General features: G+C 67.7%; 21 protein-coding genes. 11 read left to right on the top strand and 10 right to left on the bottom strand.

The window, feature by feature from the left end:
- Positions 1 to 110: 110 nt before the first annotated feature.
- Positions 111 to 1,199, top strand: a complete 1,089-nt coding sequence (gene atzD, locus E8L99_RS04295) for a cyanuric acid amidohydrolase (RefSeq protein WP_137098387.1) — start codon at positions 111 to 113, stop codon at positions 1,197 to 1,199.
- Here the strand turns inward: atzD and E8L99_RS04290 are convergent.
- Complete coding sequence (locus E8L99_RS04290) at positions 1,151 to 1,705, bottom strand: hypothetical protein (protein WP_137098386.1); 555 nt, start codon at positions 1,703 to 1,705, stop codon at positions 1,151 to 1,153. The two genes, atzD and E8L99_RS04290, sit on opposite strands and share 49 nt — an antisense overlap.
- 173 nt (positions 1,706 to 1,878) lie before the next feature.
- On the opposite strand from E8L99_RS04290, the gene E8L99_RS04285 reads away from it, so the two are divergent.
- From E8L99_RS04285 to pbpC, 6 genes are all read left to right on the top strand, one after another.
- Complete coding sequence (locus E8L99_RS04285) at positions 1,879 to 2,625, top strand: SDR family oxidoreductase (RefSeq protein ID WP_137098385.1); 747 nt, start codon at positions 1,879 to 1,881, stop codon at positions 2,623 to 2,625.
- A 4-nt stretch (positions 2,626 to 2,629) separates the two neighbouring features.
- Positions 2,630 to 3,235: a 2-hydroxychromene-2-carboxylate isomerase gene (locus tag E8L99_RS04280; RefSeq protein ID WP_137098384.1), complete on the top strand. Its 606-nt coding sequence runs from the start codon at positions 2,630 to 2,632 to the stop codon at positions 3,233 to 3,235.
- A 110-nt stretch (positions 3,236 to 3,345) separates the two neighbouring features.
- On the top strand, positions 3,346 to 3,744 hold the full coding sequence (locus tag E8L99_RS04275) for a cupin domain-containing protein (protein ID WP_137098383.1): 399 nt from the start codon (positions 3,346 to 3,348) through the stop codon (positions 3,742 to 3,744).
- Positions 3,745 to 3,766: 22 nt separating this feature from the next.
- A complete protein-coding gene (locus E8L99_RS04270) occupies positions 3,767 to 4,747 on the top strand; it encodes a Bug family tripartite tricarboxylate transporter substrate binding protein (protein ID WP_137098382.1) in 981 nt (326 codons plus the stop codon).
- A 131-nt stretch (positions 4,748 to 4,878) separates the two neighbouring features.
- Positions 4,879 to 10,302: an alpha-2-macroglobulin family protein gene (locus E8L99_RS04265; protein ID WP_168201563.1), complete on the top strand. Its 5,424-nt coding sequence runs from the start codon at positions 4,879 to 4,881 to the stop codon at positions 10,300 to 10,302.
- Complete coding sequence (gene pbpC / locus E8L99_RS04260) at positions 10,299 to 12,356, top strand: penicillin-binding protein 1C (protein ID WP_137098380.1); 2,058 nt, start codon at positions 10,299 to 10,301, stop codon at positions 12,354 to 12,356. The genes E8L99_RS04265 and pbpC overlap by 4 nt, the downstream gene beginning before the upstream one ends.
- A gap of 160 nt (positions 12,357 to 12,516) precedes the next feature.
- Here the strand turns inward: pbpC and E8L99_RS04250 are convergent, their stop codons facing one another.
- Entirely contained in the window at positions 12,517 to 14,100 is a 1,584-nt protein-coding gene (locus E8L99_RS04250; RefSeq protein WP_137098378.1) for a glucan biosynthesis protein, read from the bottom strand.
- Between the two features lie 35 nt (positions 14,101 to 14,135).
- On the opposite strand from E8L99_RS04250, the gene E8L99_RS04245 reads away from it, so the two are divergent.
- The 4 genes from E8L99_RS04245 (at position 14,136) to E8L99_RS04230 (ending at position 16,822) form a co-directional block, all read left to right on the top strand.
- Positions 14,136 to 14,411, top strand: a complete 276-nt coding sequence (locus E8L99_RS04245) for a hypothetical protein (RefSeq protein ID WP_137098377.1) — start codon at positions 14,136 to 14,138, stop codon at positions 14,409 to 14,411.
- A gap of 123 nt (positions 14,412 to 14,534) precedes the next feature.
- Positions 14,535 to 15,572: an aspartate-semialdehyde dehydrogenase gene (locus tag E8L99_RS04240; RefSeq protein ID WP_137098376.1), complete on the top strand. Its 1,038-nt coding sequence runs from the start codon at positions 14,535 to 14,537 to the stop codon at positions 15,570 to 15,572.
- 270 nt (positions 15,573 to 15,842) lie between these two features.
- Entirely contained in the window at positions 15,843 to 16,142 is a 300-nt protein-coding gene (locus E8L99_RS04235) for a YciI family protein (protein WP_137098375.1), read from the top strand.
- Positions 16,143 to 16,240: 98 nt separating this feature from the next.
- The gene (locus E8L99_RS04230) at positions 16,241 to 16,822 is read left to right on the top strand and encodes a LysE family translocator (protein ID WP_137098374.1); all 582 of its coding nucleotides are present in this window, start codon (positions 16,241 to 16,243) and stop codon (positions 16,820 to 16,822) included.
- Positions 16,823 to 16,834: 12 nt separating this feature from the next.
- Here the strand turns inward: E8L99_RS04230 and E8L99_RS04225 are convergent, their stop codons facing one another.
- The 8 genes from E8L99_RS04225 to htpX all read right to left on the bottom strand — a co-directional run bounded on the left by E8L99_RS04225 (position 16,835) and on the right by htpX (position 24,717).
- Positions 16,835 to 17,506 carry a carbonic anhydrase gene (locus tag E8L99_RS04225; protein ID WP_137098373.1) on the bottom strand — a complete coding sequence of 224 codons (672 nt, stop codon included), beginning with the start codon at positions 17,504 to 17,506 and terminating at the stop codon, positions 16,835 to 16,837.
- 67 nt (positions 17,507 to 17,573) lie between these two features.
- On the bottom strand, positions 17,574 to 19,229 hold the full coding sequence (locus tag E8L99_RS04220; protein WP_137098372.1) for a hypothetical protein: 1,656 nt from the start codon (positions 19,227 to 19,229) through the stop codon (positions 17,574 to 17,576).
- A gap of 1 nt (position 19,230) precedes the next feature.
- Positions 19,231 to 19,626 carry a GtrA family protein gene (locus E8L99_RS23700; protein WP_168201562.1) on the bottom strand — a complete coding sequence of 132 codons (396 nt, stop codon included), beginning with the start codon at positions 19,624 to 19,626 and terminating at the stop codon, positions 19,231 to 19,233.
- A 2-nt stretch (positions 19,627 to 19,628) separates the two neighbouring features.
- Positions 19,629 to 20,660: a glycosyltransferase family 2 protein gene (locus E8L99_RS04210; protein ID WP_252511255.1), complete on the bottom strand. Its 1,032-nt coding sequence runs from the start codon at positions 20,658 to 20,660 to the stop codon at positions 19,629 to 19,631.
- 40 nt (positions 20,661 to 20,700) lie between these two features.
- Positions 20,701 to 21,966 carry a diaminopimelate decarboxylase gene (gene lysA, locus E8L99_RS04205; protein WP_137098369.1) on the bottom strand — a complete coding sequence of 422 codons (1,266 nt, stop codon included), beginning with the start codon at positions 21,964 to 21,966 and terminating at the stop codon, positions 20,701 to 20,703.
- Positions 21,967 to 21,971: 5 nt separating this feature from the next.
- Positions 21,972 to 22,277 (bottom strand): lipoprotein, encoded by a 306-nt coding sequence (locus tag E8L99_RS04200; protein WP_137098368.1) that lies wholly within the window; start codon positions 22,275 to 22,277, stop codon positions 21,972 to 21,974.
- Between the two features lie 64 nt (positions 22,278 to 22,341).
- On the bottom strand, positions 22,342 to 23,676 hold the full coding sequence (locus E8L99_RS04195) for an RsmB/NOP family class I SAM-dependent RNA methyltransferase (protein WP_137098367.1): 1,335 nt from the start codon (positions 23,674 to 23,676) through the stop codon (positions 22,342 to 22,344).
- 123 nt (positions 23,677 to 23,799) lie between these two features.
- On the bottom strand, positions 23,800 to 24,717 hold the full coding sequence (gene htpX / locus E8L99_RS04190; protein WP_137098366.1) for a zinc metalloprotease HtpX: 918 nt from the start codon (positions 24,715 to 24,717) through the stop codon (positions 23,800 to 23,802).
- Between the last annotated feature and the right edge of the window lie 103 nt (positions 24,718 to 24,820).

The raw sequence follows: 24,820 nt of genomic DNA, 5'->3' as shown, positions 1-24,820 counted from the left end.
CGCCTGCTGGACGTAAAAGTCCTTTTCGGAGACGCGACCGGATAGTGACAGAGGCGGGGGCTGTCAAGCAAAACTGGTCCGACACCCGTTTCATGCCGAAGGAATCGCACATGCCCATCGCCCGCGTCCACCGCATCGCCGCGTCTTCGCCCGACGATACCACCGGGATCGAGGCCGCAATCGCCGCCGGAGAGATCAGTCCCGCCGGTATCCTGGCGATCTTCGGCAAGACCGAGGGCAATGGCTGCGTCAACGATTTCACCCGCGGCTATGCCACCCAATCCCTGACACTGGCACTCGCCCGCCATATCGGCCCGGAGCGTGCAGCCGAGGTCTGCTACGTCATGTCGGGGGGCACGGAAGGCGCGATGTCGCCGCACTGGACCGTGTTCGAGCGCGTCGAGGGCGACGGTGCTGCCGGTCCGGCGCTGGCCATCGGCCGGGTCCATACCGCGGCGCTGCCGGCGGAGGGGCTGGGGCGGATGATGCAGGTCGACCAGGTGGCGGCGGGCGTAGCGGAGGCGATGCGCCAGGCGGGCATTGCTGACCCCGGCGATGTCCATTTCGTCCAGATCAAGTGCCCGCTTCTGACCGCGCAACGGATCGGCGAGGCGAAGGCGCGGGGGGCGACGGTGGCGGTCGGCGACACGCTCAAGTCCATGGGGCTGTCGCGTGGCGCGTCGTCGCTGGGCGTTGCGATGGCGCTTGGGGAGGTCAAACGGGACGCCCTGAGCGATGAGATGATTTGTCGCGACTACGCTGTCTGGTCGGGACGAGCGAGTGCATCGGCTGGCGTGGAACTGACCAATCACGAGATCGTCGTGCTGGGTCGCTCGGCATCCTGGTCCGGCCCGCTGACCATCGATCATGCCGTGATGGCCGATTGCATCGATATCGAGCCGGTGCGGGCCGCACTTGGGCGGCTGGGGCTCGGCGCGCCGGGACAGCTCGATGCGGCGGCGCGCGGCCGCCTGGTCGCGTTGCTGGCCAAGGCCGAGGCGAGCCCGGACGGCGAGGTGCGGGGTGCACGCCACACCATGCTGGACGATTCCGACATCTCGTCCACCCGTCACGCCCGTGCCTATGTGGCCGGCGCATTGGCGGGCCTGGTCGGACGGACGAGCATCTATGTCTCGGGGGGCGCGGAGCATCAGGGACCGCCTGGCGGCGGCCCTGTCGCGGCCATCGTCCAGCGCTGACGCCTCAGGCAGCCACGGGCCCGGAACTGCCGGGCCGGAAGGCCTTCACGGCGACATAGCCGATGATGAGAAAGACCAGGAGGAGTACGCCCTGCGCGATGGCGAAAGGGCGGCTCGGACTGTGTCGGCGCCATGGCGCGCAGCACGTTCACCTTGTTGAACGCCTGGGCGATCAGCACGAAATAGTCGAAATAGAGCCCGGCCACGATCCCGACCACATAGATCCAGCGGCCGTGTCCCTGCAGGCGCAGGAGATAGCGGCCGGCCAGCGCTGCGAACAACACCACCAGCGAGATGATGGCGACGCCGTGCGACGGCAGGAACTGATGGAACGGAAAGCCGAAGCCGGTGACGTTGGTGGCGATGGCCGTCACGAAGAACAGCATGGTCCAGGCGGGATTGTCTTCGGACTTGATCAGGTTTGCCACGACCACAATGCCTGCCACGAGTGGGACCAGGCTGATCAGCGTGTGAATCCAGGCAAAGGTCGACAGGTCGAGAGTCATGGGGGGCTCCTGCCTCGGTTGGACGGGTGAATGCTAGGGTCTTTCAGGCATCCTGTATCCGGCGATCTCATTGCGCCACGGCTGCCATCTGCCTATCGGCCCCGGTCGCACCGGATTGACCGCCGCGCAGGGCCGGTCGACTATCGTGCAACAGCACGATGGAGGCTAGCGAAATGGTCGAGGCGAGCAAGACCAACGGCGTCTGTCTTGTGATCGGCGCTGGTGACGGCGTCGGCGTGGCAGTGGCCCGTGCTTTCGCAGCTGATGGCCTGACGGTCTGCCTCACGCGCCGGCCGCGCAATCTCGACCAGTTGGAGGCACAGGCGGCGCGGATCCGGGCGGAGGGCGGGAAGGCCCATGCCTTCGGGGTCGATGCCCGCGAGGAAGACGAGATGGTCGCGCTGGTCGATCGGATCGAGCGTGAGATCGGCCCGATCGAGGTGGTGGTCTTCAATATCGGCGCCAATGTCCGGTTCTCCATCGTGGAGACCACCACGCGGGTCTATTCCAAGGTCTGGGAGATGGCGGCGCTTGCCGGCTTCGTCACCGGGCGCGAGGCGGCCCGCGTGATGATCCCGCGGGGGCGTGGCACGGTGATCTTCACCGGCGCTACGGCCAGCCTGCGGGGCCGCGACGGCTTTTCAGCCTTTGCCGGCGCCAAGCACAGCCTCAGGGCGCTGGCCCAGAGCATGGCGCGGGAGCTCGGGCCCAAGGGCATTCACGTGGCCCATGTCGTGGTGGACGGCGCGATCGATGGCGCCTTCACCCGCGGCCGCTATCCCGACATCGAGGAGCGGCTGGCGCGGGACGAAGTGCTCAAACCCGACGAGATCGCCCGCAACTATGTCTGGCTGCACCGGCAGGGCCGATCCGCCTGGACGCATGAAATGGACCTTCGCCCCTGGACCGAAAGCTGGTGACCCCATGGCCAAGACCGTCGAACTGATCTTCGATTTCGGCAGCCCCAATGCCTATCTCGTGGCGGGCCTCTTGCCGGATATTGCCGCGCGGACCGGCGCGTCGATCGTCTACACGCCCTGCCTGCTGGGCGGCATCTTCAAGGCGACCAACAACCTCTCGCCGTTCCAGCGCTTCGCCGATGTGCCGGCCAAGCTCGCCTATGAGCGGCTGGAGATGAAGCGGTTCATCGTGCGGCACACGTTCACGCGGTTCCGGCTCAATCCCCATTTCCCCGTCAATACACTGGTGGTCATGCGCGGGCTGATCGCGGCGGAGAAGGCCGGGCTGGGCGAGCCCTATCGCGCCGCCGTCTTGAAGGCGATGTGGGAGGACGGCGAGAAGATGGACGATCCCGACGTCGTCGTGCGCGTGCTAGACGCCGCCGGCCTGGACGGGCAGGCTTTGGTCGCGGCGACCCAGGATCCCGCGGTGAAGCAGGCCCTCGTCGCCAATACGGAAGCGGCGGTCGCGCGGGGCGTGTTCGGCATCCCGACCTTCTTCGTCGGCAGCGAGATGTTCTTCGGCAAGGAACGGCTGGGCCAGGTGGAGGACATGCTGGCGGCGACATGATGCCTCTGGGAGCCGCGGGGTGGCTGGAATGCCCCTCCGCGCCTTGACACTGCCCGCGCCCTACGCAGACTGCCGGACAAGGGCCGCCAGTGCCCGGCCGGGAGTGCATGATGACCGCCAGTTCCAAGCTTCAGCGCCGCTACCACGTCCGCGAGGCGGATGTGTCTGGCTACCATCCGGCCAACCATACCGGCACGCTGAACAAGCGGCTGATCTCGCGCGATACGGTGGGCGCTGAATCCGTCGAAATGCTGATCGGCACGATCGAGAAGGGCAATGGCGCCCTGCCGCACGCTCATCCCGGCATCGACCAGATCTGCTACCTGCTCGCCGGCTCGGCGCGCGCCGAGGTCGACGGCCAGAGCTTCGACATGGTGCCTGGCGACAGCTGCTTCTTCCCCGCCGAGATGGAACACGTGTTCACCGTCACCAGCGAGACGCCGGTGCGCGTGCTCGTGATCTATACCCCACCCTATGAAGAGAACCCGGCAAGGGTCATTCGTCGCTAAGTTCCCGGAGGAACCGTCCACCATGACCACATCTTCAACGCCGCTTGACCGGCGAACGGTGCTGGCCGGCCTTGCCGCGCTGGGAGCCGGCACTGCCCCGGCGCGCGCTGCCTATCCCGAGCGTCCCATATCGATGATCGTGCCCTTCGCCGCCGGCAGCGGCACCGACACGGTGGCGCGCATCGTGGCCGAACAGCTTGGCCAGCGTCTCGGCCAGGGCGTCGTGGTAGAAAACCGGGCGGGCGCCAACGGCTCGGTGGCCGCGACCTTCGTCGCCCGCTCCGCGCCCGACGGTTACACGCTGTTCATGACGACAAACACCAGTCACTCGGCCAATCCGAGCCTGCTGAAGACGATGACCTATGACCCGGTGGCGGATTTTGCCCCGATCGCCCGCATGGGCAACCTGCCCTTCATGCTCGTGATCGATCCGAAGCTGCCGGCGAATTCGGTCGCGGAACTGGTGGCCCACGCCAAGGCCAATCCCGGCAAGCTCACCTATGCCAGCGGCAATTCCACCGGCATCGTCGCGGGCGCGACCTTCCTCAAGCGGGCGGGCATCGACGTGCTGCATGTGCCGTTCCGGTCGACGCCGCCGGCCATCACCGACATCATCGGCGGACGCATTTCCATGATGTTCGTCGACATCACCGCAGCGCTGACCCAGGTGCAGGCGGGTGCGCTGAAGGCGCTGGCTGTGACCACCATGGAGCGCTCCAAGCTGCTGCCGACGCTCCCCTCGATGCAGGAAGCGGGCATTGCCGGTTTCGACATCACCTCCTGGAACGGCGTGTTTGCACCGGCGAAGACGCCGACCGATGTCGTTCAGCGCCTCAACAAGGAATTGCAGGCCATCGCCACCGAGCCCGCAAACCAGAAGCGCTTTGCCGATATCGGCTTCGATGCCTTTTCCGGCACGCCCGAAGAGCTCGGCCAGTTCGTCAAGGACCAGCTGGTCAACTGGGCGAAGATGATCGCCGACGCGGGCATCGAACGACAGTAACCTGGTGCGGAAGGCGGAGACGGGAATCAGGACAAGCCCGTATCTCTCCTGATTGCCGTAGAGTCAGCCTGATGGTCCACTCCGGTCGCGCGACCGCCGGGGGCGTCGGGACGCGCGAAGGGATTAGAACCATGCGCATCCGAGGTCTTCTTGCGGCCGCGGGGCCGTTCGTCATCGTCGCTGGCCTCGCGCTTGGCGGCAGTCTGAACGCTCTGGCCCAGAATGCCCCCGTGACTCCCCCCAGTGCGGCGGTATCCGACCAATCCGAGCCTGAGCTCGTCGATCTCGCCCAGGTGCCGGCGCCCCGCCCGCCTGCGGCCGGTCCGTCCAATGTGCAGCCTGGCGTCCAGGGCCAGCGTCCCGCCGCTCCGCCCCCAGGCCCGCCGCTCCGCGCCTTCCAGCGCGACGATCTCGTCGAGCTTGGCCGCCGGTTCGAGGTGTCGCTTGCCCGCAAGTCGACCAACGATACCCGTCCGGTCGGCGATATCCGCCGCGATGCCGATGCTGCTTCGACCCGCGGCGATTTCCGTGCCGCTGCCCGGTTCTGGGAAGCGATTGCGCTCCGCTCGCAGCCGGATACGGCGCCCTGGGTGCGCCTTTCCCAGATGCTTGCCGCCATCCGCAGCGAGCAGTGGCAAGAGCGCCAGCAGCTTCGCGACGATTCCATGGGGGCCGCGTTCTATGCCTACCGGCGCTCGCAGAACCGCAACGAGGAGGCCTTCGCCTTGGCGCAGGTGCGCCAGTTGCTGATGGCCCAGCAGCAATGGCGTCCGGCGATCGACGCGGCCCGCGCCGTGGTCGATGCCCGGGACACGCCGGAGGCGCGCGAGGCCTATCAGCGTCTGCGCGATCAATATGGCTTCCGCCTGCGCGAGACCAAGATCGATTCCGACGGCACGCGCCCGCGCGCCTGTTTCATCTTCACCGAGAACCTGCGCCGCGGCCGCACTGATTTCGCGCCGTTCGTGCGCCAGACCGGTGTCGCCAATCCGCCGATCACCGTCGAGGACCGGCAGATCTGCGTGGACGGACTGCGCCACGGCGAGCGCTACACGTTCCAGCTGCGCGAGGGCCTGCCCTCCGAGATCGCCTCGGAAACGATCACCCGCAACATCGATGTCAGCGTCTACGTCCGTGACCGCACGCCGTCGGTGCGCTTCTCGGGGCGCGCCTATGTGCTGCCGCGGTCCGGCCAGCGCGGCATTCCGGTCATCAGCGTCAATCTCGATTCCATCAATGTCGAGATCGTCCGGCTCGGCGATCGCTCGATTGCCCAGACCGTTGCCGAAGACTTCCCCAAGCCGCTCGACGGCTATGAGCTGCAGACGCTGATCCGCGAACGCGGCATGTCGGCCTGGAAGGGCAAGCTTACGACCGAGAACCGGCTGAACGCCGACGTGACCACAGCCTTCCCGATCGACGAGGCGGTGCGCACGCTGGAGCCCGGCGTCTATGTCATCACGGCGAAGCCGACCAATGCCCAGCGCCGCGCCGATGGCGACGAGGATTCGAGCGCTGGCCTGGTGGCCCAGTGGTTCATCGTCTCCGATCTCGGCCTCACGGCCATGTCCGGTGTCGATGGGGTCCATGGCTTCGTCCATTCGCTGAATTCAGCCAAGCCGCTCGGCGAGACCGAGGTGCGGCTGGTCGCCCGCAACAACGAGATCCTTGCCACCAAGCGCACCGACGCCAGCGGTCATGTCCGGTTCGAACCGGGCCTGACCCGCGGCGAGGGCGCCTTGCAGCCGGCGCTGCTGGTCGCAACCACGGCACAGGGCGACTATGCCTTCCTCAACCTGCGCCAGCCCGCATTCGACCTGTCGGATCGCGGCGTGTCGGGTCGTGAGGTCTCCGGGCCGCTCGACGCCTTCCTGGTGCCCGAGCGCGGCATCTATCGCCCAGGTGAGACGGTCCACCTGACGACCCTGCTCCGCGATGCCAAGGGCGACGCCGTCACCGGCATGCCGCTGACCCTGGTGGTCGAGCGTCCCGATGGCGTCGAATATCGCCGCATCGTCACCCAGGACCAGGGTGCTGGCGCCCGTGCCGTCGCCATCCCGATCGTCTCGTCGGCGCCGACCGGCACCTGGCGCATTCGCGCCATCACCGATGCGCGCGGCCCCGCCGCGGGCGAGGTGCGCTTCATGGTCGAGGACTTCGTCCCCGACCGCATCGCCTTCGACCTGACCCCGACCGAGCAGCGCCTGACGCCGAACCAGGCCTTCACGGCCGGCCTCGACGCCCGCTACCTCTTCGGCATGCCAGCCGCCAATCTGGGCATCGAGGGCGAGGTGGTGCTGGAGACGACCCAGAGCCTGCCGGACTTCGCAGGCTTCCGCTTCGGCCTCGGCGACGAGGAGGTGAAGCGCGACCGCGAGCCGCTGGCTGACGGGCTGAATACCGGGGAGACCGGCAAGACCCAGATCTCCGGGCGGCTGCCGCGCATTGGCGACACGACGCGTCCCTTGTCCGCGCGGCTTCAGGTGCGCGTCGCCGAGCCGGGTGGGCGCGCCGTCGAGCGTCGCGTCACCGTGCCGGTTCTGCCGGGAACGCCGCTCATCGGCATCAAGCCGCTGTTCGAGGATGACCGGGTTGCCGAAAACGACACCGCAAGCTTCGAGGTGATCTCGGTTGCCGCCAATGGCCGCACCCGCACCGCCGGCCAGCTCAACTGGCAGCTCCTGAAGCTCGAGACCCGCTGGGTCTGGACCCGCGGATCGCTCGGCTGGGACAGTCAGGCGATCACCACGACGCGGCGCATTGCCGATGGTCAGGTCCAGGTGACGGCGGCCCAGGCCGGCCGCGTCAACGTGCCGGTGCCGTGGGGCAAGTATCGCCTCGAAGTGACGGCGGGCGGCGATCTCGCCGGTCCCGTTTCGACCGCGATCTTCGAGTCAGGCTATGGCGCCGGCGGCACCGCCGATACGCCCGATGTTCTGGAAATGAGCCTCGACAAGCCGTCCTATCGCTCCGGCGAGACAATGACGGTGTCGATCAATGCGCGCTTTGCCGGCACGGCCACGGTGGCCGTGCTGGGAGACAAGCTCCATTCCGAGCGGACGGTGGAGGTCCCGCAGGGCCATAGCAAGATCACGGTCCCTGTGGGTTCGGACTGGGGGGCCGGGGCCTATGCGACGGTGTTCCTGCGCCGTCCGCTGGATGTCGCGGCCTCGCGCATGCCGGGCCGGTCCATCGGTCTCGCCTGGTTCGGCGTCGATACCGACGTGCGGCGCCTGAAGGTATCACTCGATGTTCCGGAGAAGATCGCGCCCCGCACAGCGCTGCGCGTGCCGGTCCGTGTCGAGGGGCTGCAGCCCGGCGACCAGGCCCACGTGACGGTTGCTGCCGTCGATCTCGGCATCCTCACAGTTACCGATTACCAGGCGCCGAAGCCTGACGATTACTACCTCGGGCAGCGCCGGCTTTCGGCCGAGGTGCGCGATCTCTATGGCCTGCTGATCGACGGCATGTCGGCCGGGCGCGGCTCGATCCGCTCCGGTGGCGACGATGCCGGCCGGCGCTTCACGGCGGCGCCTCCCGCTCAGGAACCTCTGTCGATGTTCTCCGGCATCCTGACCGTCGGCCCCGACGGCAAGGCCGAGGCGGTCTTCGACATTCCCGACTTCAACGGCACGGTCAGGCTCATGGCCATGGCCTGGACCACGACCAAGCATGGCTCGGCCCAGCGCGATGTCATCTCGCGCGATCCGGTCGTCGTGACGGCGACCTTGCCGCGTGTGCTCGGCCATGCCGATCGCGGCACGCTCAGGCTCGACCTCGTCAATGCCGAGGCGCCGGCCGGCGAGTACCGCCTGACGGTGACGCCTGACGGCCCGCTGCAGCTCGCCCAGACCACGGCCAATGTGCGGCTCGCCGCCGGCGGCGGGCGCGGATCGGTGTCGCTGCCGCTCTCGGCCTCGGGCCTCGGAATCGGGCGGCTGGGCGTTCGCCTGACGGGACCGAACGGGCTCGATGTCACATCGCGCTATTCGCTCGGCGTCAGGCCTGCGCTGCCGGACATTTCGAGGCGGACGGTCATGACCATGGCGCCCGGCGAGGGCGTGACGATCTCGGGCGATCTTCTCACCGACTTCGTGCCGGGTTCCGCCAAGGTGGCCGTCTCGGTCAGCCCGTCGACGGCGATCGATGTGCCGGGCCTGATCCTGGCGCTTGATCGCTATCCGTTTGGATGCTCCGAGCAGATCACCTCGCGCGCCCTGCCGCTCCTCTATCTCGACGTGCTGGCGGCGGCCGAAGGCGGCCTCGGCCTCGAGACCCCGGTGGCCGACCGCATCCGCGACTCGATCGAGCGGATCCTGTCGCGCCAGTCCGGCGCCGGCTCGTTCGGCCTCTGGTCGGCGGGCACCGGCGAGGACGCCTGGCTCGACGCCTATGTCACCGACTTCCTCTCGCGGGCTCGCGAGAAGGGCTATGGCGTTCCCACCGCCGCCTTCCAGTCGGCCATCGAACGGCTGCGCACGCTGGTCGTCTCCACCAATGGCGTCGGCGACAACAAGGGCATGGATCTCGCCTATGCCCATTACGTCCTGGCGCGCGCCGGGCGTGGCTCGCTCTCGGAGCTTCGCTGGCTTGCCGATACGCAGCTGAACGACATCGGCACGCCGGTCGCGCGCGGCCAGATCGCGGCGGCACTCGCGCTGATGGGCGATGGCGGCCGCGCCGAGCGGGTGTTCCGCTCCGCCGTCACCATGCTGCGCTCCAACCAGCAGACCGATCTCGGCCGCTATGACTATGGCTCGCGTCTGCGCGATGCCGCAGCGCTCATGGCGCTGGGTGTCGAAGGCCGGGTCAACCGGCAGATCGTCGCCGATGCCCAGCGCGTCGTCGAGGACCTGCGCGCCCGCGCCCGCTACCTCTCCACCCAGGAGAAGGTCTGGCTGGTTCTGGCGGCACAGGCGCTGATCGAGGATGCCAAGCGCATCTCGCTCGAGGTCGGGGGCCAGGCCCATCAGGGCGCGCTTGCGCGCACCTTGCGGTCCGACGAGGTCGCGGCCGGCCTGCAGCTCCGCAACACCGGCCCGGAGGCCGTGCGCGCCGTGGTGACTGCCATGGGCACGCCTGCCACGCCCGAGCCGCCTCTGGCGGCAGGCTTTCAGCTCCAGCGCCGCTACATGACGCTGGACGGCCGTCCCGTCGACATCGCGCGGGTGGCTCAGGGCACGCGGCTTGTGGTGGTGCTGAACATCACCGAGGCGCAGCCGCAACTCGGCCAGATCATGCTGGTCGACCGGCTGCCGGCAGGGTTCGAGATCGACAATCCGAGCCTGATTGCCTCGGCCGAGACCTCGGCGCTCCGCTGGCTGTCACCGGAGGAGGTGCAACCCGACTACAAGGCGTTCCGCGATGACAGGTTCATGGCCGCCTATACGCGCTCGTCCGGCGCCAAGGCCTCGTGGCAGGTCGCCTACATGATCCGCGCGGTGACGCCAGGGCGCTATGTCGTGCCACCAGCCACTATCGAGGACATGTACCGGCCCGAGCGCTCGGCGCGCACCGCGGTGAGCCAGGCCGAGGTGACGGGCACCGCCCCGTGAGGCTCAGGCGCATCCTGGCCCTCGGCACCGGCGGGCTTGTGCTCGCCGGGTTCGCGGGCGGTATCGTGTTCTGGCAGGCCGGCCTCGGCCCCGACGGGGCCGACACGCCCTATTCGCGCGAGGTGGTCGACCGCAACGGCCGGCTGCTTCGTCCGTTCCAGACCGATGACGACATGTGGCGCTTCCCCGGCCGGGTGGCCGATGTCGATCCGCTGTTCCTGCGCATGCTCGCGGCCTACGAGGACCGCCGTTTTGACCGCCATCCCGGTGTCGATCCCCTCGCACTCATGCGCGCGGCCGGTCAGCGGCTGACCAGCGGGCGGATCGTGTCCGGCGGCTCGACCCTGTCGATGCAGGTGGTGCGGCTGATCGACAAGCGCGAGGATGGCAGGTCGATCGCGGTGAAGCTGCGCGAAATGGCGCGGGCGATCCGGCTGGAGCGCGCCATCGGCAAGCAGGGCATGCTCGATCTCTATCTGTCGCTTGCGCCCTATGGCGGCAATGTCGAGGGTATCCGCGCGGCATCGCTCGCCTATTTCGGCAAGGAGCCGCGCCGTCTGTCGCCGGGCGAGGCGGCGCTGCTGGTGGCGCTGCCGCAAGCACCGGAAACGCGGCGTCCCGATCGCTTCCCCGAGCGGGCCCGTCGGGCGCGCGACCGCGTGCTCGACCGCATGCTGCTCGCCGGCGTCCTGAAGCCCGAGCAGGTGGAAGCCGGCAAGGCCGAGCGGGTGCCTGTGGCGCGCCGGCAGATGCCGGTCTTTGCCTGGCATGCAGCGTCGGAAGCGGTTGCGGCCGATCCGGCGCGGCGGGTCCATCGCATGACGTTCGATCGTACCGTGCAGGAAGGGCTGGAGACGCTGCTCCGCGATCGCGTCAGGGCGCTTGGCGCCAAGATGTCCGGCGCCATCGTCGCGCTCGACCACCATACCGGCGAGGTCATTGCCCGCGTCGGTGCAGCCGATCCGCTCGATACGGAGCGTCAGGGCTCCGTCGACATGACGCGGGCGATCCGCTCGCCGGGCTCGACGCTGAAGCCCTTCATCTATGCGCTGGCCTATGAGAATGGCCTCGCGCATCCCGAGACCCTGATCGAGGACCGTCCGTCGCGGTTCGGCACCTATGCGCCGGCCAATTTCGACCGTGGCTATCAGGGCACGGTCTCGACGCGGACAGCGCTGCAGATGTCGCTGAATGTGCCGGCGGTGGCCCTGCTCGAAGCTGTCGGGCCGCAGCGCTTCTATTCGCGGATGGAACAGGCTGGCGTCCGTCCGGCCCTGCCGCGGGGCGAAGTGCCGGGGCTCGCCATTGGCCTCGGTGGTCTCGGCCTGCGTTTGGTCGATCTCGCCGCGCTCTATGCGGGACTGGCGCGTGGTGGCGAGATGCCGCCGATCTTCGAACGCCGTGATGCCGCCGTTCCTCAACCGGGTCGGCCGCTGACCGAAGAGGCGGCAGCCTGGCAGGTCGGCGACATCCTCACCGATGCTCCGGCCCCGGAGGCCTCAGTCACTGGCCGCTACGCGTTCAAGACCGGTACGTCCTATGGCTTCCGCGACGCCTGGGCGATTGGCTTCGACGGCCAGCGGACGGTGGCGGTCTGGGTGGGGCGGCCGGATGGCTCGTCGGTGCCGGGGATCACTGGCCGCGTCTCGGCTGCGCCGATCCTGTTCGATGCCTTTGCGCGGCTCGGGCCCTATGCGGCCTTGCCGCCGCGGCCGGCCTCGGCACCGGTCGTCTCCAACACGCAATTGCCGCCGCCACTTCGCCGCTTCGGCCCGGCGCGCGAGGCTGCCGACGATACCCGCGACCTGAAGATCGCCTTCCCGCCGGACGGCGTGCGCGTCGATCTCGGCGCGGCGCGCGGCGAAATGGAACCGCTGGCTGTGCGGACGACCGGGGGGCGTCCGCCCTTCACCATGCTGATGGACGGCCGGCCCGTCTCGCGTTTCGGCGTCCAGCGGCAGGCGATCGTCTCGCCGGATGGGCCCGGCTTCACCACCCTGTCGGTGATCGATGCCGAGGGCCGCAGTGCCAGCGTCACGGTGCGGGTGGAATAGGGATCAGGCGCCCGGATTGCTCTGACCGTCATGCCCGCCCTTGTGGCGGGCATCCACGACTTCCCAGAGTTGGTTGGCAATGCCAAAGGCGTGGATGGCCGGGACAAGCCCGGCCATGACGGCAAGACTGTGCTCGGAGCGGCGCTCGTGCCTGCTCCGCTCACGCGCCCGGATGGTACTGGTAAAGCCAGGTCTCGGACGCCACCTGGTCTCCCACCTTCAGGAAGCAGCGCATCTCGACCGGGTCATTGCCCTCGACCTTGAGGTCGAACTGGGTGCGCCAATGGCCGGGCACGTCGTTGGGCACGGCCTCGGTATATTTGTACTCACCGAACGTGCCGCGCGAGGCTGAGAGCACCGGCTCGGGGATCGTGCCCTTGGGCAGATTGGTGAGTGGCCCACCCTTGAACTCGACCAGGAACTTGCGCACGCCCTGAGGCCGCGGCTGTCCGGGCTGGCCGCCACGGCCGAGACGGGTCGCCACGACGCGGGCGAGCGGCGTCGCATAGGGCTCGTCGGCGAGCCAGTGCAGCCGGTAGCGATATTCGCGGGATTGGCCGGGTTCGGCCGCCGTCTCGGGCACCCACATGGCGACGATATTGTCGTGGATCTCGTCGTCGGTGTTGAGCTCGACAAGCTGAACCGCGCCGCGTCCCCAGTCGCCCAGCGGCTCGACCCAGGCCGATGGCCGCTTCTCGTATTTGACGCCGTCGAGATAGTGCAGGAACTCGCGGTCGCGCTGGAGCAGACCGAAGCCGCGCGGGGCGGCATCGACGAAGCTCGAGGTCATGGTGCGCGGCGGATTGTTGAGCGGGCGCCAGATGCGCTCGCCGGCGCCGGTCCAGATCGCGAGGCCGTCGCTGTCGTGGACCTCGGGACGCCAGTCGATCGTGCGGGAGGAGGCCGTCTCGGAATACCAGTACATGGAAGTGAGCGGCGCGATGCCGACATGGGCGACGCGTGCGCGGAAGCTCAAGGTCGCCTCGATATCCATGATGACGCCGGTGGTGCGGCGGCACTGGAACCGGTAGGCGCCCGAGAGCGAGGGCGAATCCATCAGCGCATAGAGCGTGACAGGATCGGCGTCTGTCTCGGCGGGGGCGATCCAGAAGGCGACGAAGTCTGGGAACTCCTCGGGGCCGGGGCCCTGGCCGGGCGAGAGCGCCAGGCCGCGCGCAGAGAGCCCAACCTGCCCGAGCTCGCCGACACCGCGGAAATAGGAGGCACCGAGCCAGGTCGCCCAGGGCTCCTGCTTCTTCCAGTCGCCCGACTTCGCCTCCTGGAGCCAGAGCCCGGCAAAGGCTGAGGGTTCGGCGGGCAGGGGGGCTGCCGGATGATCCGCAGAAATCGTGAAGTAGCGGGGATCGTAGAGCACCTCGCGGGCCTGGTTGTTGGCCAGCGCATACATGCGCACGGTCTTGGGGAAATAGCGGCCGACATGCTGGAATGTGACGGGATAGGCGCCGGGGCCTGACCCGAACAACGCGACATCCTTGTCGAAGCGCAGCTTGCCGTGATTGTCGTAATCGATCCGCTGGACGATCTCTGGATTGGGCCGCGGCGGCGCGACATAGGGCTTGGCCGCACGCTCGCGCGCCATGGTCTTCAGGTCATCGTAGGAAAAGGCGCGTGCCGGACCGAATTTCAGCGGCGTGGCGGCCGCGGTTTCGCCGGACAGGACAGGCGCAAGCCCCGCGGCTGCGGCGATGGTGAGGAGGTTGCGGCGGTTCAGCGTCTGGACCATGTCGTCACTCGAATGTGGGGCGCCATGGTGATGACATGACGTTCCCGGCCAAACTGCGGCGGAGCCCCGGAAAAGCCAAGGCCGCCATCCGGCACCGGCCGCCGCGAATTGTCGCGCCAAGGCCCGCCGTGCCCACCGTCTCAATGCACGGTTACCAGCGATTCGCATTGACTTTTGCCGCCTGCTGGTGTTTCACCCTGACCCTCAACGGCACTTCCGCCGAGGACTTTCCAGGCCCCATGGCTTTCGCGCGCTCGAAAACGACGACGACGAAAACCAAGCCGACCGCCAAAGGCGGTACGGCAGGCTGACGCTTCGTCCTCGCTTCCGGGTGCTCCCCCGACGGGGAGATGGGCGCCACGGAACCCTGGAGGGCCACGCTCCGAAGGGTTCCGCATCCCGGGGGAGAGTTGAGACAGCTAGGGACAATCGCCATGGGTTTTAAGGTTGCCGTCGCCGGTGCCACGGGCAATGTGGGCCGCGAAATGCTCGCCATCCTCGAAGAGCGCGGGTTTCCCGTCTCCGAGGTCGTGCCGCTCGCCTCGCGCCGCTCGATCGGCCAGGAAGTGTCCTTCGGCGACAAGACGCTGAAGGTGAAGGCGCTGGAGAATTACGACTTCTCCGACACCGACATCTGCCTGATGTCGGCCGGCGGTACCGTGTCGAAGGAATGGTCGCCGAAGATCGCCGCCCAGGGCTGCGTGGTGATCGATAATTCCAGCGCCTGGCGCTACGATTCAGACGTTCCGCTGATCGTGCCGGAAGTGAATGCCGATGCCATCACCGGCTTCACCAAGCGCAACATCATTGCCAATCCGAACTGCTCCACCGCTCAGCTGGTCGTTGCGCTGAAGCCGCTGCATGACCGCTTCGGCATCACCCGCGTCGTCGTCTCGACCTATCAGTCGGTGTCGGGCGCCGGCAAGGACGGCATGGACGAACTCGACCGCCAGACCAAGGCGCTCTACTCGATGAAGGACCCGGAGCAGAAGAAGTTCCCGGCCCGCATCGCCTTCAACGTCATCCCGCACATCGATGTGTTCATGGAGGACGGCTACACGAAGGAAGAGTGGAAGATGAATGTCGAGACCAAGAAAATTCTCGACCCGAAGATCAAGCTGACCGCCACCTGCGTGCGCGTTCCGGTGTTCATCGGCCATTCCGAGTCCGTCAACATCGAGTGCGAGAAGCCGATCAGCGTCAAGGAAGCGACCGAGCTGCTGCGCCAGTCGCCGGGCCTGCTGGTCGTCGACAAGCACGAGGACCACGGCTATTCGACGCCGCTCGACGCCGCCGGTGAGGACGCGACCTATATTTCGCGCATCCGCGAGGACGCGACCGTCAAGAACGGTCTCGCCTTCTGGTGCGTCTCGGACAACCTGCGCAAGGGCGCGGCGCTGAACGCGGTGCAGATCGCGGAAGTGCTGGTCAACCGCAAGCTGATCAAGCCGCGGGCTAAGGCTGCGGCCTGATCGGCCGTCGCCAAGACCACCTGTCCAGCCAACACCCCACCCCGGCGCCCGCATGGGCGCCGACCCTCCCCCTCCAGGGGAGGGTGAAGGTGTGCGCCGAGTCTCACATTTGTGTTCACGCTTGATCGGCGGGGACGTCGCCCCATGCGAGGGGGTCCATCTTCACCCTCCCCTGGAGGGGGAGGGTCGATCGCGCGCGAGCGCGGTCGGGGTGGGATGAGATGCCCGCCCATCATGTCACCCAGGAGTCTCGGCCGATAGGAGCCCGTGATGGCCCGCTGGATTGTGCTGTTCGACGATGACGAAACCGCCGCCTGGGTGCGGCAGAACCATGCCCAGGCGCATTTCGACTATCTTGCCGCCCATGCCGACCGGATCCTGATCGGTGGCGGCCTGCGGCCAGAGCCGGGCGCCTGGTTCACCGGCGGCCTGTGGGTGCTGGAGGTCGAGAGCCGCGAGGAAGCAGTCGCTCTCGTCGAGGCCGATCCCTATTTCACGCTCGGTCTGCGCAAGGGCTATCGGCTGGCAGTCTGGGGCAAGGCGCCCTGCTATGGCGAGGTCATGCTTTGATCGAGACCAAGGACGTCTCGGCGGCTGCGGGCTTTTATTGCCGCTGACAAGGGCTGATCGCCGATCAGCCAAGGAAGCTCCGTCCCGGCCCCCGCCACATGCATGATCCCCTGCTGTTTGCCCTGACCGTGCTGACCCTTCTGGGAACACCCGGTCCGACCAACACGCTCCTCGCGACGGCAGGAGCGGCATCAGGATGGCGCAACGCATTCCGTCTCATCCTCGCCGAGAATCTCGGATACCTCCTGGCGATCCTCTCGATCGGCTTGCTTCTTGGGCCGGTCATTGCCGCCGCCCCGGCGATCGGGATCGGCCTCAGGATCGCTGTCGGCCTCTATCTCGCCCTCGTTGCCTGGCGCCTCTGGCGGGCTGGTGCGGCGCAGGTCGCGCGATCCGCTGCCCTGGTGAAACCGGGGCAGATCTTTCTGACGACGCTGCTCAATCCGAAGGCCATCGTCTTCGCCGTGGCGGTCGTGCCGTTCGACGCGGACCATGTCATGGCCTATCTCGCTGCGTTCTCAGGCCTCTGCGCGATGGTCGCGCTGGGCTGGATCAGTATCGGTCACACGCTCGGCGCAGCCGCCGGCCGTTCCGGCCATGCCCGGCTCATTCCGCGTGTCGGGGCAGCGGGCGTCGGTACCTTTGCCGTGACGATGATCGTGTTGCCGCTTCTGCGCTGACGTGAGGGGGCCTCACGCCACCTGATCGCAGGAGAAGACCTTGCCCGGCCGGTCAAGCACAGGCGAGAACACGCCTGTCGCCTCGTCGAGCACGCTGAGCTGGCCGGTCTCGACGCCGAAGAAGGCGCCATGCAGCCTCAGCTTGCCACGGTCTTCCAGAATGCGGACGCACGGGAAGGTGCGCAGGTTCTTCAGCGTGGTGGCGACCGAGGCGCGCTCCAGGTTGGCCAGATAATCGGCCATGGAGCGAGCGCCGCGCGGGCCGACACTGTCGATGGCGGGCGCGATCATCGACATCCACTTGCCGATGAAATCACCTGGCGACAGCGGTTCCGCATCCTCGGCCACGGCAGCGCGGATGCCGCCGCAACGGGCATGGCCGAGCACCACGATGTCAGCCACACGCAAGGCCTGGACGGCGAATTCGAGCGCCGCCGATGTGCCGTGCTGGTTGCCGTCGGGGGCATAGGGCGGCACGAGATTGGCGACGTTGCGGACGACGAACAGTTCGCCGGGGCCGACATCGAAGATCACTTCCGGCGAGACGCGGCTGTCGCAGCAGGAAATCACCATGGTCTTCGGGCTCTGCCCCTCGCGGGCCAGTTCCTGATAGCGGTTGGATTCCTGCGGGAAGCGGCCATCAAGGAAGGCAGCATATCCATCGACGAGACGTGTGGGCAGCATGGGTCATCTCCTCGGGGGCGGGGTCGCTTCGCCTAGCCCCAATGCTGCACTGCGGTCAATCCGCCGTTCAGCGGCGAACCGCCGGCGGTTCGGACCTGACGATCCGGTAGAGCCGGGCAAAGCCTTCGTCGGCGACGAGGGTCAGCGCGGGATCGTCCGGCAGCGGACCCATGCCGTCCGCCATGTCGGCGTTGAGCAGCAGGAGATAGTCGAACCGTGTCCGCCAGAAGGCGAGGTAGGGAAATCTGTACGCGATGACCTCAGGTTCTCCGAGCACGGAGGGTGAGGGAATGTCACCCTCCGGCACGGCGATCTCGCTCCAGGGCGGACGAACAGTCACCGGTTGCTTGCCGGCGGCGGTGAACAGCATGGGCACGAAAGCGCGCCGCTGCACGATGGCAAGCGTCGGGAGATGCCGATAGGTCGGCTCGCCATAGGTGAACAGCCCAAAGGGCCCATGCCAAATGGCCTGATCGCGGTGCGGAATGTTCTGCATCGGGAGAACCGCCGCACCGGGCGGCACATGCGTCAGCACGCGTTCGACGGCCAGCGTGCCGGCCGTCCCTGCGTTCCAGGCATGAGCGATCCAGGTCGCCCGGACGGACAGGACGAGCAAGGCCGCTACGACCGCTATGCGACCGCGCCGCCCGAATGAGGCAACCAGCGGCTGCAGCGATGCCGCCATCATCAGCGCGGCCATGTTGGGCAGCCGCTTCTCCAGCCACCAAGTTCCGTTCATGCCGAGCGGCATGAACTGCGACGCCACCACGAGGATGAGGGCGACGAGGAAGAGGCCGCCATGCAGGGCAAGCCGCCGTTTCGCCATGGCAAGGAAAAACGGCACGGCGAGGCAGATGAGGAAAAAGAGGTCGACAAAATGGTTGTAGGTCCGGATCGGGATCAGCGTGATCCCCAGACGCTCGATCACGCTGGGAGTGTCCCAGTGGATGCCGAACTGGTCGGGCGGGGCCTGGGGACCTGTCGCGTCCGCTGCCAGATGGGCGCCCGGCAGGGCCGATGACGCAAGCATCATCGCGACGGGCAGCAGCAGCAGCGGCAGAACGGCGATCGCCGTCTTGAGGCCCCGCGACCACAAGCCCCGCACGCTTGCCAGCTCGGCCAGATCGCGGCCAAGCACCAGGGCCCCGATCAGGGCCAGATAGAATGCCAGCGCAAAGGCGTGAACCGAGAAGAGCAGTCCTGCGCACGCGATCCGCAGCGCCAGCCTCGCCCAGGGGCCGAGCTTGTCGAGGCTGACGTCGAGAGCCGCCGCCAGCAAGGCAAGTCCGAGCCCGATGTGAAAATTCATCAGGCCGTGGATCGAACTGTAGCCCCAGGCGAACAGGAAGATCAGGATCTGCCACCAATGGGTCCGCCGGAAGATCGCCATGTTGAGCAGCGCGGCTCCGAGAGGGGGCAGCAGAAAGGACAGGGCGACGAGCGCGGAGCTGACGATCGAGATCGGGATCAGCTGTCCGATGGCCGTCGCCACGGCGTCCACGGCCACATTGGTGGTCGCCTGGCTCCAGCGCACCTCGTAGATCGTGTCGAGCGGCGGCAGGTTCGCACCCCCGGCCAGCAGCCAAAGGCGGGCCGCATGATTGGCAAAGTCGCCAAGGGGCGGGTTCGCGACGAAGAGCGACGGCGCGAGGACCGCGAAGACAGCGGCGGCAAGAGCGATGCGCATCTCGATTGTGCGGTTGATGCGTCGGGCGCCGCTCATGTCAGGGGTTCTCCGAGGGCCTGACCGGCCGGAAGACGACATATCGGTTCAGCACAAAGCCGCTGGCGAAAGTCGCGGCAATCGACACGACCTTGGCGGCCAGGTCACCAAGGGACAGGGCAAGTCCTGCAGCCAGCGCCATCGAGGACATGCCCAGACCAACCAGCGTGACCACAGCGAAACGCACGATGGTTGCGGCCGAACCAAGGGGTGCCGCCGCATCCGGAAAGGTCACCAGCCGGTTGAGAACATAGCTGTTGGCCGCGCCCAGGCTGAAGCTCGCGACATTGGCCAGAAGCGCCGCCACGCCAAACCAGCGGGTGAGCAGCAGAAAGGCCAGAAAGTCGACCAGCGTGTTGACCACGCCGACGGCCGCGAAGGCGACGATGCGGCGCAAGGCTAGGGCCTGTCCGGCGGCGCACCGGCACTGCGCCAGGTGCCGCGGATCGTGTGCTGCTGCGAAGGCGGGAGCCGCGAGAACTCGGCCGAGACGGCATGGAGCTTGTCGCCGCGCCGCACGGCGCCGACGAGGAACAGCGGGCGGTTCTTGCTCTCCTGGACCAGGCGACCGAGATATTCGCCGAGGATGCCCAGAACCAGAAGCTGGACGCCGGCGAACAGCGAGGTCGCGGCCATGAGACTGGTCCAACCGTCGATGACAGAGCCGCGGGCCCATTGGACCAGACTGTAGCCGAGGACGCCGAGCGCCAGGAATGCGAAGACGAGGCCGCTCCAGGTGGCGATCCTGAGCGGTCGGGTGGAAAAGCTTGTCACCGCGTCGATGGCGAGGCGCACCATCTTCCGGAACGGATATTTGGTGGTGCCAGCGTAGCGGCCTTCGCGCTGATAGGGCATGGCCACCTGGCGCCCGCCGATCCAGCTGACCATGCCGCGGATGAACCTGTGCTGCTCCGGCATGAGCAGGAAGGCATCGACAACGGTGCGCGACATCAGCCTGAAGTCGCCGGTGTCGCGGGGAATGGCGGTGTCGGTGAGCCAGGACAGGGACCGGTAGAACAGGCTCGCGCAGGTCCGCTTGAACCAGCTTTCGCGATCCCGTCCGGTGCGCAGGCCATAGACCACGTCGGCGCCCTGATCCATCTCACGCATCATGGCTGAGAGCAGTTCGGGCGGGTCCTGCAGGTCGGCGTCAATCAGCAGAACGCGCTCGCCAAGCGCTGCCGCAAGACCCGCTGACGACGCCAGCTGATGGCCATGGTTGCGCAGGAGCCGCAGGCCGACCACCCGCTCGTCGGCGCGGGCAAGGGCTTCGATCAACGGCCAGGTGGCATCGGTCGAGCCGTCATCGACCAGGACGATCTCGTGGTCTCCGCCGACCGCGTCCGAGCAGGCCAGGCTGCAACGCCGATAGAATTCCTGAAGGCCCTCTGCCTCGTTGAAGCAGGGCGCGACAATCGAAACCCGGGGCAAAGCCCCATTCACCCGCAGCCTCCCGGCGTCTCGCTGGGGGTCACAGCCATGCGGGAAGCCTGTCCATGGCGATGATCTGCTCGGCATCGACCCTGGGTCTCACCACGGCATAGTCCGCGCCGTTGACCAGAATCTCGGGCGACAAGGGCCTGGTGTTGTAGGTGCCGGCCTGCACCGCGCCATAGGCCCCGGCGGTCATCACTGCGAGCAGGTCGCCGGGCTTGACCACCGGCAGCTTGCGGCCGAGCGCCAGATAGTCGCCGCTTTCGCAGATCGGGCCGACGACATCGACCTTCGGCTTCGGCGCGCCAGCCTTCGGCTCGACGATCGGCTTGATCTCGTGATGGGCGTCGTAGAGCGTCGGGCGGATCAGGTCGTTCATCGCGCCGTCGACGATGACGAAGGTGTGGCCTTCGTTCTCCTTCACGTAGATGACGCGGGTGACGAGGATGCCGGCATTGCCCACCATCATGCGGCCGGGCTCCATGATCACCTTGGTGCCGAGGCTCGCCGTGTGGCGGCGGACCACCTCGGCATAGCGCGCTGGCTCGGGCGGCGGCTCGTTGTCGTCCTTGTAGGGAATGCCGAGGCCGCCGCCGACATCGACATGGTCGATGACATGGCCGTCGGCGCGCAGCGTCTGCACGAATTCGGCGAGCAGGGCATAGGCGTCGTCAAAGGGCTGCAGGTCGGTGATCTGCGAGCCGATATGCATGTCGATGCCGGCAATGCGGATGCCGGGCAGCTTGGCGGTCCGGGCATAGACCTCGCGGGCGGTGGAGATCGGGATGCCGAACTTGTCACCCTTCTTGCCAGTCGAGATCTTGGCGTGGGTTCTGGCATCCACATCCGGATTGACGCGGAACGAGATGTGGGCGGTCCGCCCGAGCGATGTTGCGACTTCGGAGAGCTGAAGCACCTCCGGTTCACTCTCGACATTGATGCAGAAGACGCCGGCCTCGAGCGCGGCGCGATGCTCCTCGCGCGTCTTGCCGACGCCGGAAAACATGATCCGCTCGCCGGGGACGCCGGCGGCGATCGCGCGCTTCAGTTCGCCGCCGGAGACGACATCCATGCCCGCGCCAAGCCGGGCGAGGGTCTTGATCACCGCCTGGTTGGAATTGGCCTTCATCGCATAGCAGACGAGGCTGTCCAGGCCCGCGAAGGCCTCCGAGAACACCCGGTAATGCCGCTCCAGCGTGGCCGTGGAATAGCAGTAGAAGGGCGTCCCGACCTCGTCCGCGATGCGGTCAAGGGCAACGTCCTCGGCATGCATGATGCCGGAGCGGTAGGCGAAATGATGCATGGGACTTACAGCAGCGGGTCGAGGATGAAGCGGCCGCTCGGCAGCAGCGGATTGCGGCCGACCGGGCGGTCGCGATCGTAATTGCGTTGCGCCGGATTGGCGCTGGCGGATTCCGGCGTGCGCTGCGCGGGATTGGCCGGATCTGCGGCGGCTTGAGACCGCGGCGGCAGGTTGGGCGGCGTCGGTCCACCCACCGGCGAGGGGGTCTCACCGGGAAGCTCCAGGCCGCCGCGGCGGCCGCAGCCGCCTAGGGCGGCGGCGAAGCAGAGGCTGAGGACAAGCGCAGTGCGGCGGGATGGTTGGGCGGTCAATGCGGAAACCCTCGGCGGCGACGTCGCGGCACCATAACGGATCATATCGTGCCCCGCGAGTGGGTCATGGCCGTCTGATCAGCCGCGCTGCGAAGAATCCGTCAAGGCCGGCGATAGCGGGATCGGATGCTGGCCAGTGTGAGGGCAGGGTGCGCACCATGCCGGCCGGCGTGATGACATCGGCGATGCCGGCGATCTCGTCGGCTCGGATCGGGTCGAGGACCATCAGGGGATCGCGCGCGAGCAGCGCCTCGATCTGCCTTTCGCCCTCTTCAGGCTCCAGCGAGCAGGTGCAGTAGACCGCGCGGCCGCCGGGCTTCAGCAGGCTGGACAGGCGGTCGAGCAGGCGGGCCTGCTGGCGGCCGAGGCCTTCGACATCGGTCATCGACTTCAGATGCATGACGTCGGGATGGCCGCGCACCGTGCCGGTGGCCGAACAGGGCGCGTCGAGCAGGATGGCGTCGAAGATGCCCGGGAGTTCCAGGGCATCGGCGGCCAGCACTGTCACATCGAGGTGCAGGCGTTCCATATTGGCCGTCAGCCGTTCCAGCCTGCGGGCCGAGCGGTCGACAGCGGTGACCTTGGCGCCGCCCGCCGCCAATTGGGCGGTCTTGCCGCCGGGTGCGGCGCAGAGATCGGCGACCGTGAGGCCTGCCACATTGCCCAGCAGGCGGGCCGGAATGGCGGCCGCGGCATCCTGCACCCACCACTCACCCTCTGCGAAACCGGCGAGTTCGGTGATCGCGCCCGGTGCGCTCAGCCGGACCGAGCCTGTCGGCGTGACGGATCCGCCAAGCTTGTCCGCCCAACCCGCTGCATCCGCCTTGACGGTGAGATCGAGCGGCGGCTCGACCGCCTGGATCGCGGCGATGGCGCGGGTCGTGTCGATGCCATAGGCGGCGATCCAGCGTTCGCGCATCCAGGGTGGCAGATCATCGAGAGGGTCGAGGCCTTCGAGAATCTCGGCCTTGTCGCGGCCGATGCCGCGGAGCACCGCATTGGTCAGGCCGGCAAAGCCCTTGGCCTTCTTGTCGGCTTCAACCATGCGGACAGCGAGATCGACGGCGGCATAATCGGGCACGTCGAGGAACAGGATCTGGCAGACGCCGACGACCATGGCGGTCTTCAACCGGGGGAGGCCATCCGGCAGGCCCTTGGCCAGCCGTTCCGCCAGAACCTTCTCGATGGTGCCGAGGCGACGGAGCGCGGTCGCCGCGATCTTGCGGGCCAGCGCCCGGTCGGCCTGGTCAAGGTCGGTCGGTTCGTCCAGCGCCTCGTCCAGGGGGCGGCGGCGCAGCGTCACGGCCTCGATCAGCTCGCAGGCGCGGCGGCGCGCGGGCAGGCCTGCCGGCGGCGGCGGTTTCGGTTTGGGCTTGTGATCGTGAAAACGCTTGACCATGGGTCCGTTTAGGCGGGGCGGACCCGCGCGGCAAGGCCGCGATCAGCTGCGAGGTTCTGCATGGCTGATGTGTTGGCGATCACGGGCGCGGGAATGCGCGGCGCCGTGAGGCCGGCCTTCCTGTCAGCCCCAGGGGCCGCGGCGGCGCTGTCCGCCCCAGGGCGCGGACTGGACCGGGGCTGCGATCTCGCCGCTGGCACCCCATGCCGCCGCCAGCTGCTGGAGTGCCGCGATGCGGTTGCCGGTGTCCGGATGGGTGGAGAACAGGCTGTCCATCCGCTCGCCGCTCAGCGGGTTGATGATGAACATGTGCGCCGTCTGCGGATTGTGCTCGGCGGTCTGGTTGACGGTCTGGTCATGGGCTCCCGCAATGCGGGCGAGCGCGGAGGCGAGCCCCAGCGGATTGCCGGAAATCTCGGCGCCGAGGCGATCGGCCTCATATTCGCGCGAGCGTGACACGGCCATCTGGACGATCGAGGCGGCGAGCGGGGCCAGTACCAGCATGGCGATGGTGCCGATGATGCCGAAGCCGGAACGGTTGTCGCGATTGCCGGAGAAGGCCGCGAAATTGGCGAGCATCGAGACCGCGCCGGCCAGCGTCGCGGTGATCGTCATGGTCAGCGTGTCGCGGTTCTTGATATGGGCGAGCTCGTGGGCGACCACGCCCTCCACCTCCTCGCGCGACAGCATGGCGAGCAGGCCGGTATTGACCGCGACCGCCGCGTTCTCGGGATTGCGGCCGGTGGCGAAGGCGTTCGGCTGGTCCTCGTGGATGAGAAAGACCCGCGGCATCGGCAGGCCGGCCCGCTCGGCGAGACGCGCCACCATGGCGTAGAGATCGGGGGCGCTGGCCGGATTGACCTCCTCCGCGCCGTACATCGAGAGCACGGCCCGGTCGGAGCCCCAATAGCTCCAGAGATTCATCGCGCAGGCGACCACGAACGCGATCACCATGCCGGTCGAGCCGCCGACCAGCAATCCGACGCCCATGAAGAGCGCGGTCATGGCGGCCAGCAGGATGGCGGTCTTGGCGTAGTTCATCGACAGCTCCGGTATGCGTCACCCTCTAGATCGGGCGGGTGCGGTCATGCGCAAGACCTGCGACGCGCTGCCGCGCGGGTCGCTTGCATGCCGCAGTGCCGAA

This window comes from Phreatobacter aquaticus (assembly GCF_005160265.1).
In the GTDB taxonomy this organism is placed as follows: domain Bacteria; phylum Pseudomonadota; class Alphaproteobacteria; order Rhizobiales; family Phreatobacteraceae; genus Phreatobacter; species Phreatobacter aquaticus.
This window is presented reverse-complemented; position numbering and strand designations above follow the sequence as displayed.